A 12,422-nucleotide genomic window follows, 5' to 3' on the forward strand; every position below is an offset into this window, starting at 1 on the left:
GACAGGGGGCGCTGCCCCCGTCCCTTGCGGGCCCCCCCAGGGATATTTATGCACGGCTGATGGGCGATGTCTGCTGCTTAGTCGCGGCCGTCGAGGCGAACGAAATCCATGACGCTGCCATCGCCGGGGCGGATATCCTTCCAGTCATCGACCTGAAAATCGACGACAAGCGTGGCGCAGGTCGGATAGCGGCGGAAATCGGGGTCCAGCGGTGGCCGTGCGGGCAGTTCGGCCGCAAGGGCGGCGATGCCGGGATTGTGGCCCAGGATCATCACCGTGGGCTGGGTGGCACTTTGCAGCACCTTCAGCATGCGTTCCGGGCTGGCGTGATACAGCGTCTTTTCGATACGGACGACGGGCCGGACCTCTAATGCGGCGCCGGCGATCTTTTCCCAGGTTTCCTGGGTGCGGCGCGCGGTCGAGCACAGAACCTCTTCGGGTTCATAGCCGCGACTGGCCATCCAGTCGCCAAGCGCACGGGCCGAACGGCGACCGCGATCGTTCAGGGGCCGGTCGTGATCGTCCAGCGTCGGGTCGTCCCAAGCCGATTTCGCGTGCCGTGTCAGGATAAGGCGGCGGTGTCCAAGCGGTGTCATGTGTGGAACTGTCTCATATGCCAAGCGGATTGCTTTGGCAGCCTGCCACAGTCTTGGCTGATCGGGCAAGCGCGTCTGACATGACAGCCCTGCGACATGCAGTCAGATCCTGCCGGAAGGTCCAGAAAGGCATGGCAGGCGGGTGGGTCATAGGACGGGCTGAAAGCGCCGGCGGGGCAGGCTGTGCGGCACGGGGCATGGCAGGTATCGCAGGGGCTGGCGGTTCCAGGGGCCAGCGGCAGATGGCCGGGCAGGATCAGCGCGCCGCGAAAGCTGGCGAAGAGACCCATCCTGCGGTGCACCAGCATGCCGACGGGTGATTGCCAGAATCTGCCGCTGGCCAGCGCCCATCGGTTGAAAGCAGGATAGGGTGGCCCATCGGATGGGAACAGCGCGCGGCCACCGATTCGGCCGGCCCAATTGCCGATCACCCGCTTGGACCAGCGGTCCATGGGGTCGGGCTGTCCGTCGGCATATTCTGCCGAGGCGACAAAGACCGGCCAGAAACCCGGCTCGTCGGGAGAGATCAGCACGACTGTTCCGCCGCCCTCGTGGCAAAGCCCCGAGACGAACAGCCCCTCGGGGGGGATCAGGTCAGAGATCGCCACCCTGACGCAGCCCATGCGGTTTCACCCGCGGCTCGGTCGAGCGGATCAGGCTGCCCGCGCCATGTTCGGTGAACAGCTCCAGCAGGCAGGCATGGGGCACGCGGCCATCCAGAATGACCACGGCGCGGACGCCCTGGTCGATGGCGGCCAGCGCCGTTTCGGTCTTGGGGATCATACCCCCGGCGATGGTGCCATCGGCGATCATGGCGCGCACCTGGTCAGGATGGATCTGGGTCAGTACCTCGCCCGCGCCGTCCTTGACGCCGGCCACATCCGTCAACAACAGCAGTCGGTCGGCCATCAGCGCCCCGGCGATGGCACCAGCGGCTGTGTCGCCGTTGACGTTGAAGGTCTCGTTATCGGCCATGCCGGTGGCGACCGGCGCAATGACCGGGATCAGCCCGGCGCTGTAAAGATCGCGGATGATCTGGATGTTCATCTCGACCGGGCGGCCGACAAAGCCCAGTTCAGGGTCGTCGGCCTCGCAGACCATCATGTCATCGTCCTTGCCGCTGATGCCCACGGCGCGGCCGCCTGCGTCGTTGATCGCCTGCACGATGCGCTTGTTGACCAGGCCGGACAGCACCATTTCCACCACTTCGACGGTTTCCTTGGTGGTCACGCGCTTGCCGCGCACAAAGCGGCTTTCGATGCCAAGTTTGCCCAAGAGGTCGTTGATCATCGGGCCGCCGCCATGGACCACGACCGGGTTCACCCCCACCTGTTTCATCAGCACGATGTCGCTGGCAAATTCCGCCATTGCGGCATCGTCGCCCATGGCATTGCCGCCGAATTTCACCACCACCACGGCGCCGGAATAGCGCTGAAGATAGGGCAGGGCCTCGGATAGAGTATGCGCTGTGGCGATCCAGTCCCGGTTCATGTTCTGCTTTCTCATCTGCTGGCCCCTGTTCGTCGTGGTCGAGCCTAGGTCGTGCGGCCCGGTCAGTCCAGACCGGCGATGATCGCGCGCAGGGTGGCGATCCCCTCGCCCTTGTCGGACGAGGTCAGCACGATTTCCGGGAAGGCGGCCGGATGCTTCTGCAACTCGTCCTCGACCTGGGCGATGACCGGTTTGATGGCGTTCGGACCCAGCTTGTCGGTTTTGGTCAGCACCGCCTGGAAGGGCACGGCGGATCGGTCGAGCAGGGTCATGATCTCGTGATCAACGGGTTTGATGCCGTGGCGCGAATCAATCAGGCAGAAGGCCCGCCGCAGGGTCGGCCGGCCGGCCAGATATTGTTTCAGCAGCGCCTGCCATTTGGCCACCACGGCAACCGGGGCCTTGGCAAAGCCATAACCGGGCAGGTCGACCAGATAGCCGTGATCGCCCAGGGTGAAATAGTTGATTTCCTGCGTCCGGCCCGGCGTGTTCGAGGCGCGAGCCAACCCTTTACGTCCGGTCAATGCGTTGATCAGGCTGGATTTCCCGACATTGCTGCGGCCGGCGAAGCAGACCTCGGGGCGGTCGGCCGGGGGCAGGCCGTCCATGGTGACGACACCCTTCAGGAAATCGACCGGACCGGCGAACAGCAGGCGCGCGGCTTCTGCTGCCTCGGCATCGGGTTCGGGGGCGACGGGAAAGGCGACTTTCATGCGTGAACCTTGTCATTGACGGCGATGCGACCGCCGGTCGTGACCTCGGCAAAGATCCCGAAATTCTCGGTTCCGGTAAAATCGCGCAGGGCTGCCAGCATGTCCAGCTGCCGCTGGCCGGTCGCGGTATCCGCATCGGTGGCGATGCAGCGACCGATGGTGTTGCGGACAATCATGCGTGCCGGGCCGATGGTGATTTCGCGACCGATCAGATCGCGCTCGGCCAGCGCGTCCCAACCATCGACCCACAGGTTTGCGCGCCAGCGGTCAATGCCCAGGGGCTGCCCCAGGTGGCGTTCCAGCGCCCTGAGCGTGGGCAGCGACAGAATCGAGATCTGCGGCTGGCTGCCATCGGTCAGCTGTTCGGGCCCGCGAACCAGACGTGCGGCGGGGGATTTGTCCTCGCCCCAAAGCGGCTTCAGCCAGTCGATCAGCGCCTGCTGGTCGGCGGCGTCCTCGGGGTTCAGCGTGATGTCGGGGCGGTGGGGATGGGTCAGGTGAATGCGGCCATCGCGCCAGCCGCCCTTGACGGCTTGCAGGGGCAGGCTGGCCGCGCCGCGCAGGAATGCCGCCTTAGGCAGCCAGCGCGTCAGCTGACCATCGTCCAGATGGCGCAGCGCGCCCTCGTGCATGATGGCGTAAAGGCGGTCGCCCGGAAGCCGGGCGCCCGCTGTCAGCTCCACCTGATCCAGATCATCCGCCCCAAGCGTCTTGATCGGATGGCGGCGGATATGGGCAAGCCATGCCGTCACTTGCCGTCCTTCTTGGGTCGGCTGGGAATCGACGACTTGATATTGCCGAACAGGTCGGGCCGGTGTCCGTGCATCGACATGATGGTATATTGCTGGAAGATCGTGATCACGTTGTTGGTGATCCAGTACAGCACCAGACCCGAGGCAAAGCCGCCCAGCATGAACATGAAGATCCAAGGCATCCAGGCAAAGATCATCTTTTGCGCGGGGTCCGTGGGTGCCGGGTTCAGCTTTTGCTGCATCCACATGCTGATGCCCAGCAGGATCGCAAGGATCGGCAGCGACATGCTGTGCAGCAGCGTGCCTTGGCCGGGCGCGGCCCAGGGCAGCATGCCAAACAGGTTCCACAGGCTTGACGGATCGGGCGCGGACAGGTCGCGGATCCAGCCAACCCAGGGGGCGTGGCGCAACTCGATGGTGACGAAGATCACCTTGTAGAGCGAGAAGAAGATCGGGATCTGCAACAGCACCGGCAGGCAGCCCGCAGCGGGGTTCACCTTCTCGCGCTTGTACAGTTCCATCATTTCCTTCTGGAACTTGGCGCGGTCGTCACCGGTGCGTTCTTTCAGTGCCTCCATCTGGGGCTGCAATTCCTTCATCTTCGCCATCGAGACATAGGATTTGCGCGCCAGCGGGAAGACCAGCAGCTTCAGGATGAAGGTCAGGGCGATGATCGACCAGCCCATATTGCCGATAAAACCATTCAGCCAGTGCAGCAGGCGGAAGATCGGCTTGGTCAGGAAATAGAACCAGCCCCAGTCGATCGAATCGACGAAACGCTGGATGCCGGGCGTTTCCTGATAGCCGTTGATGACCTCCCATTCCTTCGCGCCTGCGAACAGATAGCTGCCAGCGCTGACGGTCGCACCAGGGGCGGCCGTCTGGACGGGAAAGCGCGCCTCGGTCTGGTAGATGTCGACGCCATCGGCGTATTTCGCCACGGCGGTGAAGGATTGGCCGGGAACGGGGGCCAGCGTGGTCATCCAGTATTTGTCGGTGAAACCGATCCAGCCGTTTTCCGAGACGTCGAACAGTTGAGCACGGCCCTCGCGGTCGATGGGATCCAGCTCGGCCAGGTCGTCGTAATCCTGCTCGATCAGCTCGCCGTCATGCATGCCGACGACGCCTTCGTGCAGAACAAAGAAGTTCTGCGTGTCAGGCTGACCGTGGCGCGCGATGATGCCGTAAGGTGCGGCAGAGAAGGCAGCGGCACCGGTGTTTTCCAGCGTCTGCGTTACCGTGAACAGATAATGGTCATCCAGTTCGAAGATGCGGCGGAATATCTGGCCGGCGCCATTGTCCCAGATCAGTGTGACGGGCTTGCCAGGGGCCAGGCTGTCGCCGGATTCCACCTGCCAGATCGTCGCCGGCCCCGGAACCAGCGCCGGATCGGTGCCGGCCGCCGGCATCCAGCCATAGACTGCGTAATAGGGTTTGGCACCGGTCGTGCTGATCTGCTGGTCGGCATTGGGCGCAGTCGGCGACAAGAGCCGGACCAGCGGCGAATTGCCTTCAAGCGTCTCGCGATAGTCGCGCAGCAGCAGGTCGTCGATCCGCCCCCCCGCCAGCGAGATCGAACCCGACAGCGCCGGCGATTCGATGACGACACGGCCTGCGGCGGCCGTCGGATCGTTGCTGCCGGGCTGTTCGCCCAGTTGTGCACCACCCGTGGCCGCGGTCTGACCTGCGGTCGGGGTGTTGACCCCGCCATCGGCAGTCTGCGATGTGGTTGCGGGGGCTTGGGTCGGCTCTGGTGGTGTGGGCGCAAAGACGGTGTACCACACCAGGATCACCAGAAACGACAGAACCGTCGCCAGGATGAGATTGCGGTTATTGTCTTGCATTCCGTGTCCACCGTCATCGCGTCAGTCGCGCCGGTTCAACAGAAGGGGGGCTGAAAGGTCAAGCGGAATCCCCGGTGGTGAGGGGGGCATGTCACGCAATTCCTGCCCTGACTGCGCCAAGCTGACGGGATCCGGCCGCAGATGGAAGGTGACGAAGGTACCGGCGGCCCGACGAACACCTGCGGCGGTGCGGCCGGTGGCGCCGCCGATACCGCAGGTCTTGCCAAGCCCGCGATCCGGCCGCACCGCCCAAATCATGCTCCAATCCACGCCGCGAGTCGCGGGTCAGCCGCCCTTTTGGGTTGGCGTCCCCGTCGACATCGTCCTCCTTTGCCGGGCCTCGGGTCGGCTATCACCTGAACGCTTGGGCATCAGCCGGCTTTGCGGCTGGTCAGATCCGGCAGCTCGGGCCGGTCGCGCAGATAGCCTGTCATGAAATCCCCGATCTCGGCCATGGGCATCGGCCGGGCGATGGCATAGCCCTGCACATGGCCGCAGCCCATCTGCGCAAGATAGCTGTGTTCGTCCGCCGTCTCGACGCCCTCGGCCAGGGTCGAGACGCCCAGTCTTTCGGCCATGGCCAGGATGGCCAGAACCATCCGCTGCTGCTTTGGGTCCCGATGGCAATCGGTCACGAAGCCCCTGTCGATCTTGATCCGGTTGACGCCGAAATGTCGCAGCGAATCGAGGCTGGCATAGCCCGTTCCGAAATCATCCAGATCCAGCATGCAGCCGCCCTGCGAGAGGCGCGTCAGGTTTTCGCGGATGCGGTCGTCGCTGTTGATCGGGCCGATGCTTTCCAGCACCTCGATCACCAAGCGGTCGCGGCCGATTCCATGGCGGTCCAGTTCCCACAGGACCGAGTCCGCAAAGGCCGGATCCGACAGTTCCGATTGCGCCACGTTCAATGCCACTGTCTGAATCTGCCAACCCTGGGCATCCCACAGCTGCAAGGCGCCGAGGCATTGGCCCAACATGCTGCGGGTCAGGGCGGCATGATCGGCGCGCCGCATTGCCGGCATGAAATCCATCGGCGTCAACAGCCCGCGGACAGGGTGACGCCAACGTGCAAGGGCCTCGAACCCGGTGACATTGCCCGTATCGCAGCAGATCTGGGGCTGAAAATACGCTTCGATCTGGTTTTCCTGTGCCGCCGATTCAACGGTGGCGGGAACGTGATCGACCCGGCCGCTGTCATCATAGGCGATCAATCTGATATGGCCCAGCTGATCTGGCCGGAACTGCCGCAGGTTGCGCAGACCACAGGCCATCAGTTGTCGCACCTGCACATGACCCGCACCCAGATTCAGGACCAGAACGCCGCTGATGACAGGGGTGATCGAAACCCCGCAAACCGGATATTCGGCCTGACAGCTGTGTTGCAGACGCTCGGCGATGCGCAGCGCCTCGACCTCGGACCGGGTGCGCAGCAGGATGGTGAAGACACCGGGTGCCGCGCTTTGCACGAAATCATTGGGCCGGATCGTCCCGATCATCCGCATCGAAAGCTGCGCGAACAGATGGGCAAGACCCGTCTGGCCCAAATGCTCGCCCAGAACGGTCAGGTTCTCAAGCTTCAGCAGCAGCGCGATCCGGTCACGCGATCTGTGCCGCCGGAACAAGCGCCCGATCTGACCGAGGCCATGCTGCCAAAATTCGACAGGCGATCTGTACCGCATTCCACCCTCGCATTCGTTGCCCTGACGAGGTTCTACGGCAGAAATCTTTTTGTTCCGTTAATGTTCCCGCAGCTGAGGGGGCTGAATATCATTCGAATTTGATGCATCGGGGAAAAGCCCGGCAAAGTCGAAAAGGGCCGGATCCAGCAGATGCGAGGGGCGCACATTCATCAGGGCGCGGAACATCACCTGGCGCCGCCCTGGGGTTCGTGCCTCCCATTCGTCCAGCAGTTTCTTGACCTGCACGCGTTGAAGCCCTTCCTGGCTGCCGCACAGATCGCAGGGAATGATCGGGTAGTTCATTGCCCGCGAAAACCGATCGCAATCGGCCTCGGCGATATAGGCCAGCGGGCGCAGCACGTTCAGATCGCCCTCTTTATTCAACAGCTTGGGGGGCATGCTGGCCAACCGCCCACCGTGGAACAGGTTCATGAAAAAGGTTTCCAGAATATCATCGCGATGATGACCCAGGACGACGGCCGAACAGCCCTCTTCCCGCGCGATGCGATACAGGTTGCCGCGGCGCAGGCGCGAACACAGCGCGCAATAGGTGCGGCCCGCAGGCACCTTGTCGGTGACGATCGAATAGGTGTCCTGATATTCGATCCGATGCGCCACCCCGCGCGCGGTCAGAAATTCCGGCAGGACGGTTGCGGGAAAGCCGGGCTGGCCCTGATCGAGATTGCAGGCCAGCAGATCGACAGGCAGAAGCCCGCGCCATTTCAGTTCGTGCAGAACGGCAAGCAGCGTATAGCTGTCCTTGCCACCCGACAGGCAGACCAGCCAGCGATCGCCTTCGCGGATCATGCCGTAATCCTCGATCGCGGCGCGGGTGTCGCGGACCAGCCGCTTGCGCAGCTTGCGGAATTCTGTGCTGGAAGGCGCGCCGGCAAACAGCGGATGGATATCGGTATCGTCTGCTTCGTCCAGCATGTTGTTCACTCTACGCCAGGAAAACTGAGTTCTTCATTGCTTCGCACCGACAATGTCGCGGCGTCCAGCACCATGTGATAAGCGCGCCCGCCAGCGCCTTCATAGACGACGTGAATCACCTGACCCGCAAGCGTCGCCAAGGGGGCGGCGGCAAAGCTGTCCGTCAACTGCGTCAGTTCGCTGCCGTCGGGCCGCATGACCCATAGGGTCGCGCCGGCAAACTCGTCGCCCAGCTCCCGCGTGCTGCCACGGGAAAGCGCCAGCACGGTCGCCACTGCCCCGTTCTGATCGCGCGCATCGGCGATCCCGCGGATCACTTGCAGGCGCGAATTGTCAAACAGCCAACGCGCCGGGTCGCCACTGGACAGGAAGGCCAGGTTTGCCGTCACCAGCGTGCTGCGCATGCCGCCATCGCTGAGATCTGCTTGCAACGAAATACGGGTCAGGTCGTTCGACAGGACAACGGCTTCGCCCAGCCTGAAACGTTCCATCTTCGGCGGCCTGTCCTGCGTCGACGATGTTTGTGGCGGTTGCGCGGGCGGGATCGCCAGCGTGGCGACGAAAGCCGCCAGAATCACCGCGACAGCGACCAGCAGCCCGGAAATCAGGATCGTGCGTCCGGTGCGGGTCATCTTGGTCCTTTGGTTTGCGCGAGGCATCGGCGAGGTGTGGTCATTGTTGCTCTGGCTCGTGCGGATCGGTGCCGGGAACCGGATCATAGCCTGTGCCGCCCCAGGGGTGGCACCGGCCGATCCGGCGCAGGGTCAGCCAGCCACCCCTGATCGCGCCATGCCGTTCCAGCGCTTGCAGCGCATAGGCCGAGCAGGTTGGCTGAAACCGGCATCCATGTCCAACCCAGGGCGAGGCGACCAGTCGATAGGCGCGCACGGGCAGGGCGAACAACTGGGCCAGGGGGCTCATTTGCGATGCACCTTGTCCAGCGCGGCCGCCAGTTCGGCGCGCATGGCGGCGAAATCGCGGCTGACCGTCGTTTCTGGGCGACCGACCAGCACATAGTCCCAGCCAGCGCGGGCGCGGCCCGGCAGCACCTCACGCGCAAGGGCGCGCAGGCGGCGCTTGGCACGGTTGCGCATCACCGCATTTCCCAGCTTCTTCGAGCAGGTATAGCCGATGCGGGGACCCTTTTGGTCACCGCGCGGCCGGGCTTGCAGCAGAAAACCGGGCATGCCTTGCCGCAACGCCCTGGCGGCAGCCAGAAAATCCCCGCGCTTGCGCAGTGTTTCAGGCATGCGAAAAGCCGCCCCGCCGGCATCCTGCTGCTGTATATCAGCGTCGGGATGAGGCAGAGGCGGCATGTTCCGGGCCTCCGGGCGCGTTGCGGCGGGCTGCCCCGCCGACACGATCAGGCCGACAGGCGCTTGCGGCCCTTGGCGCGGCGGCGGTTCAGCACCAGACGGCCGGCCTTGGTGGCCATGCGGGCGCGGAAACCGTGGCGACGCGCACGAACGAGGTTCGAGGGTTGGAAGGTGCGCTTCATGGTCTTATCTCCGGGTCGAGTTCTTGCGGGTGGCGCGGGCGACAGGCGCGTCAGGCAAAAGCCCTGCGCCCGTGCGCAACTGCGCCGGTTGTTCGAGATGCGCTGGATAGGGCAGGCCCAGGCCCAAGTCAACCACCGAATCCCTGACCTTCTGCAATGGAACCGGCAGCCCATCACAATTGTTTGACCTTCGAGGCACGAGCACCCATTTGAAGCGCAATGCGCACGGCGTCAGAACCGGAAACATGATGCGACTGAATACCTTGTCCGGCCGCTTTGCTGCACTGACGATTCTCTTCGTCGTGCTGGCAGAGCTGCTTATCCTGCTGCCGGCCCTGTCCGATTTCCGGCGCGACTATCTGGAATCGCGGCTGGAACGGGCGCAGATCGCCAGTCTGGCCCTGCTGGCCACGGATGAAACCCTTGCAGCCGAACTGGAAAGCGAGCTGTTGCAGAATGCCGGCGTCTTCAACGTCGTGCTGCGGCGCGACGACATCCGCCAACTGGTGCTGTCCTCGCAATTGCCCGGCCCGGTCGAGGCGACCTATGACCTGCGCGAGACCTCGCTGGTGGGGTCGATCGACGAGGCGTTGCGCCAGCTGTTCGATTCGCGGCACCGGGTGATCCGGGTGATCGGCGCGCCGGTCAATCAGGCAGGCCAGCTGATCGAGATCACCATGGATGCCCAGCCTCTGCATCTGGCCATGGTCGAATTCGGGCTGCGGATCCTGGCGATCTCGGCGCTGTTTTCGGTGATGACGGCGCTGATGCTGAACCTTGCGGCACAACGGCTGATCCTCAAGCCGATGCGGCGGGTCATCCAGCATATGTCGGCCTATGCCCAGGCCCCCGAGGATGTGCGTCACATCATCACCCCCGACGCCCGCATCGCCGAGCTGCGCGAGGCCGAAAGCGCCCTGGCTGCGATGCAAAAGACGGTGACATCGTCACTGAAGCAAAAGGAACGCATGGCCCAGCTGGGTCAGGCGGTGGCCAAGATCAGCCACGATCTGCGCAATATCCTGACCACCAGTCAGATTTTTGCCGACCGGCTTGAGGACAGCGCCGATCCCAAGGTTCGCCGGGCCGCGCCCAAGCTGGTCAATTCGATCAGCCGCGCCGTGAACCTGTGTGAAACCACGCTGGCTTTCGGCAAGGCCGAAGAGCCCGCGCCCTCGCTGTCGCGTTTCAACCTGTCGCAACTGGCCGCCGAGGTGATCGAGGCCGAGGCGCTTGCAGGCAGCGGAATCACCCATCCGGTCGAATTCGTGACCGACATTGCGGTCAGCCTGAACATCCGCGCCGATCGTGATCAGCTGTATCGGGTGCTGACCAACCTGGCCCGCAATGCCCGTCAGGCCATCGAAGGCACCAGCCAGCCCGGCACGGTCGAGATCGGCGCGGGCGAAAACGATTCGGGCTGGTGGATCCGCGTTGGCGACACGGGGCCGGGCCTGCCCGGCAAGGCGCGAGAATATCTGTTCCAGCCCTTCACCGGCAGCGCCCGCAAGGGTGGCACGGGGCTGGGGCTTTCGATCGCGGCCGATCTGATCCGGGGCCATGGCGGCCGGCTGGACCTGCTGCGCAGCGACGACGAGGGCAGCGAGTTCATGATCCACATTCCGCGGGACATGGCGCTGCTTCCGGCGACTGAAATCGCCGCTGCGCAATAAATGCGAATTTTGCGCTTGCACTCGGCTCGGGGTGCAATTAATTCACCGCCCTACGACGGACCCGTAGCTCAGCTGGATAGAGCACCAGACTACGAATCTGGGGGTCGGGCGTTCGAATCGCTCCGGGTCCGCCATTACCTTACCTATTGTCTGTCAGATCTTTCTGGCTTTCGGTCAGGTTTGTGACCCGATCGGCCTTGATTGTGCTGATCGACCCGCACTCCCAATCTTTGGCATGATTCATGGATCGCGAGGGTGATCGCGTGTGTTTGCACAGTTGCGCCGAGGGCCTATTCCCCCGATCCCTTGCCGCTGACGGTGCGACATCACCCGTTGGACCCTGCCACGTCGCTCATATCCCGCCTCGCTGCGCCAAGCGGTCCCGAATCGCGCACAGATTTCTGCCGCGACATCGGGTTTTTCTACAAGGCATTGCTGCGCGGTGATCGTGACGCCATCAAGCATCTGGCCTGCCTCGCCGGAAACATTCAGCCTGCACGGCCATGATTTCGCGTTACAAATTCAGGGGCACTGGCAGCTGATCGCGCGGGCGGAACCTATGCCGCAAGACCACACCGAATCTGAGGAATATCTCGGGCAGCCGGGTCGCCGGCGAACGCGGTGAGAAGTGGATTGACGAACGGGACCTGAATGTCACAAGCCGCGCATGCGAGGCGGCAAGCTTTCTGTCCGATCCGCGCAATGTGGTGCTGATCGGTGGCACTGGCACGGGAAAGGCGCATCTTGCCATCGCCCGCGCGCGCTCATCCGGGGCGGTTCTACAACGTCGTCGACCTCGCGGACCGCCTCGTGACAGAAACGCGCAGCGGCAAGCAGGGCCGTCGCGCCCAATGCATGACCCGACGCGACTTCGTCATTCTCGATGAACCGGGCTATCTGCCCTTTGCCCAGTCCGGTGGCCAACTGTGTCGTCAGGAAAACAGTCCACCGGATTGTTTTCTGTTCCTCCGCCATCCACCTGATCAGTCGCCATTACCAGCGCATCTCGATCATCGTCACCACCAACCTCGCCTTCACCGAATGGCCCGCCGTATTCAGCGACGCCAAGATGACCACCGCGCTGCTCGATCGTGTCACGCAGCATTGCGAAATCATCGAGACCGGCAACGAGTCATGGCGTTTCAAGAACCGCGCCTGAAGATCAGGGCCTGGGCCCCTCTATCGGCTGTCGTCAGCCCACCGAGGTCGCGCTGGCGGCCAATCGCAGCGGTCGTGGGGTGGT

The 12,422-nt window shown here is 63.7% G+C and carries 14 protein-coding genes, 1 tRNA gene and 1 pseudogene; 3 read left to right on the forward strand and 13 right to left on the reverse strand.

Annotation, left to right across the window (positions count from 1 at the left end; all coding sequences use genetic code 11):
* Positions 1–77: 77 nt before the first annotated feature.
* From FNJ84_RS07925 to rpmH, 13 genes are all read right to left on the reverse strand, one after another.
* On the reverse strand, positions 78–596 hold the full coding sequence (locus FNJ84_RS07925) for a histidine phosphatase family protein (RefSeq protein ID WP_143792519.1): 519 nt from the start codon (positions 594–596) through the stop codon (positions 78–80).
* Complete coding sequence (locus tag FNJ84_RS07930; RefSeq protein ID WP_143792520.1) at positions 593–1,219, reverse strand: ferredoxin; 627 nt, start codon at positions 1,217–1,219, stop codon at positions 593–595. The genes FNJ84_RS07925 and FNJ84_RS07930 overlap by 4 nt, the downstream gene beginning before the upstream one ends.
* On the reverse strand, positions 1,191–2,087 hold the full coding sequence (argB, locus tag FNJ84_RS07935; protein ID WP_143793020.1) for an acetylglutamate kinase: 897 nt from the start codon (positions 2,085–2,087) through the stop codon (positions 1,191–1,193). The genes FNJ84_RS07930 and argB overlap by 29 nt, the downstream gene beginning before the upstream one ends.
* A 62-nt stretch (positions 2,088–2,149) precedes the next feature.
* The gene (gene yihA / locus FNJ84_RS07940) at positions 2,150–2,800 is read right to left on the reverse strand and encodes a ribosome biogenesis GTP-binding protein YihA/YsxC (RefSeq protein WP_143792521.1); all 651 of its coding nucleotides are present in this window, start codon (positions 2,798–2,800) and stop codon (positions 2,150–2,152) included.
* Positions 2,797–3,552 carry an MOSC domain-containing protein gene (locus tag FNJ84_RS07945; protein ID WP_143792522.1) on the reverse strand — a complete coding sequence of 252 codons (756 nt, stop codon included), beginning with the start codon at positions 3,550–3,552 and terminating at the stop codon, positions 2,797–2,799. Before FNJ84_RS07945 ends, yihA begins: the two co-directional genes overlap by 4 nt.
* Positions 3,549–5,396, reverse strand: a complete 1,848-nt coding sequence (gene yidC / locus FNJ84_RS07950) for a membrane protein insertase YidC (RefSeq protein ID WP_143792523.1) — start codon at positions 5,394–5,396, stop codon at positions 3,549–3,551. Before yidC ends, FNJ84_RS07945 begins: the two co-directional genes overlap by 4 nt.
* A 21-nt stretch (positions 5,397–5,417) precedes the next feature.
* The gene (locus tag FNJ84_RS07955; protein ID WP_143792524.1) at positions 5,418–5,654 is read right to left on the reverse strand and encodes a hypothetical protein; all 237 of its coding nucleotides are present in this window, start codon (positions 5,652–5,654) and stop codon (positions 5,418–5,420) included.
* A gap of 113 nt (positions 5,655–5,767) precedes the next feature.
* Positions 5,768–7,018, reverse strand: a complete 1,251-nt coding sequence (locus tag FNJ84_RS07960; RefSeq protein WP_185968454.1) for an EAL domain-containing protein — start codon at positions 7,016–7,018, stop codon at positions 5,768–5,770.
* A 114-nt stretch (positions 7,019–7,132) separates the two neighbouring features.
* Entirely contained in the window at positions 7,133–8,008 is an 876-nt protein-coding gene (gene ttcA / locus FNJ84_RS07965) for a tRNA 2-thiocytidine(32) synthetase TtcA (protein WP_143792526.1), read from the reverse strand.
* A 5-nt stretch (positions 8,009–8,013) separates the two neighbouring features.
* A complete protein-coding gene (locus FNJ84_RS07970; RefSeq protein WP_143792527.1) occupies positions 8,014–8,640 on the reverse strand; it encodes a hypothetical protein in 627 nt (208 codons plus the stop codon).
* Between the two features lie 40 nt (positions 8,641–8,680).
* Complete coding sequence (gene yidD, locus FNJ84_RS07975) at positions 8,681–8,929, reverse strand: membrane protein insertion efficiency factor YidD (RefSeq protein WP_143792528.1); 249 nt, start codon at positions 8,927–8,929, stop codon at positions 8,681–8,683.
* Positions 8,926–9,258: a ribonuclease P protein component gene (gene rnpA / locus FNJ84_RS07980; protein ID WP_255471102.1), complete on the reverse strand. Its 333-nt coding sequence runs from the start codon at positions 9,256–9,258 to the stop codon at positions 8,926–8,928. Before rnpA ends, yidD begins: the two co-directional genes overlap by 4 nt.
* Positions 9,259–9,371: 113 nt before the next feature.
* The gene (gene rpmH, locus FNJ84_RS07985) at positions 9,372–9,506 is read right to left on the reverse strand and encodes a 50S ribosomal protein L34 (RefSeq protein WP_101459243.1); all 135 of its coding nucleotides are present in this window, start codon (positions 9,504–9,506) and stop codon (positions 9,372–9,374) included.
* Between the two features lie 248 nt (positions 9,507–9,754).
* Between rpmH and FNJ84_RS07990 the strand changes: the two genes are divergently transcribed.
* The 3 genes and pseudogenes from FNJ84_RS07990 to FNJ84_RS08000 form a co-directional block, all read left to right on the forward strand.
* The gene (locus FNJ84_RS07990; RefSeq protein WP_143793021.1) at positions 9,755–11,179 is read left to right on the forward strand and encodes a HAMP domain-containing sensor histidine kinase; all 1,425 of its coding nucleotides are present in this window, start codon (positions 9,755–9,757) and stop codon (positions 11,177–11,179) included.
* A gap of 57 nt (positions 11,180–11,236) precedes the next feature.
* A tRNA-Arg gene (locus FNJ84_RS07995) sits at positions 11,237–11,313 on the forward strand.
* Positions 11,314–11,832: 519 nt separating this feature from the next.
* Positions 11,833–12,338, forward strand: a pseudogene (locus FNJ84_RS08000) (ATP-binding protein); the annotation flags it as partial.
* Between the last annotated feature and the right edge of the window lie 84 nt (positions 12,339–12,422).

It is taken from the genome of Paracoccus sp. M683, assembly GCF_007096355.1.
GTDB lineage: Bacteria > Pseudomonadota > Alphaproteobacteria > Rhodobacterales > Rhodobacteraceae > Paracoccus.

What these genes read in the sequence shown, in the direction of transcription:
- rnpA (WP_255471102.1), bottom strand. Translation starts at nt 9,258, where the DNA reads ATGCCTGAAACACTGCGCAAGCGCGGGGATTTTCTGGCTGCCGCCAGG.
- argB (WP_143793020.1), bottom strand. Translation starts at nt 2,087, where the DNA reads ATGAACCGGGACTGGATCGCCACAGCGCATACTCTATCCGAGGCCCTG.
- yihA (WP_143792521.1), bottom strand. Translation starts at nt 2,800, where the DNA reads ATGAAAGTCGCCTTTCCCGTCGCCCCCGAACCCGATGCCGAGGCAGCA.
- yidD (WP_143792528.1), bottom strand. Translation starts at nt 8,929, where the DNA reads ATGAGCCCCCTGGCCCAGTTGTTCGCCCTGCCCGTGCGCGCCTATCGA.
- FNJ84_RS07955 (WP_143792524.1), bottom strand. Translation starts at nt 5,654, where the DNA reads ATGATTTGGGCGGTGCGGCCGGATCGCGGGCTTGGCAAGACCTGCGGT.
- yidC (WP_143792523.1), bottom strand. Translation starts at nt 5,396, where the DNA reads ATGCAAGACAATAACCGCAATCTCATCCTGGCGACGGTTCTGTCGTTT.
- FNJ84_RS07930 (WP_143792520.1), bottom strand. Translation starts at nt 1,219, where the DNA reads ATGGGCTGCGTCAGGGTGGCGATCTCTGACCTGATCCCCCCCGAGGGG.
- ttcA (WP_143792526.1), bottom strand. Translation starts at nt 8,008, where the DNA reads ATGCTGGACGAAGCAGACGATACCGATATCCATCCGCTGTTTGCCGGC.
- FNJ84_RS07990 (WP_143793021.1), top strand. Translation starts at nt 9,755, where the DNA reads ATGCGACTGAATACCTTGTCCGGCCGCTTTGCTGCACTGACGATTCTC.
- rpmH (WP_101459243.1), bottom strand. Translation starts at nt 9,506, where the DNA reads ATGAAGCGCACCTTCCAACCCTCGAACCTCGTTCGTGCGCGTCGCCAC.
- FNJ84_RS07925 (WP_143792519.1), bottom strand. Translation starts at nt 596, where the DNA reads ATGACACCGCTTGGACACCGCCGCCTTATCCTGACACGGCACGCGAAA.
- FNJ84_RS07970 (WP_143792527.1), bottom strand. Translation starts at nt 8,640, where the DNA reads ATGACCCGCACCGGACGCACGATCCTGATTTCCGGGCTGCTGGTCGCT.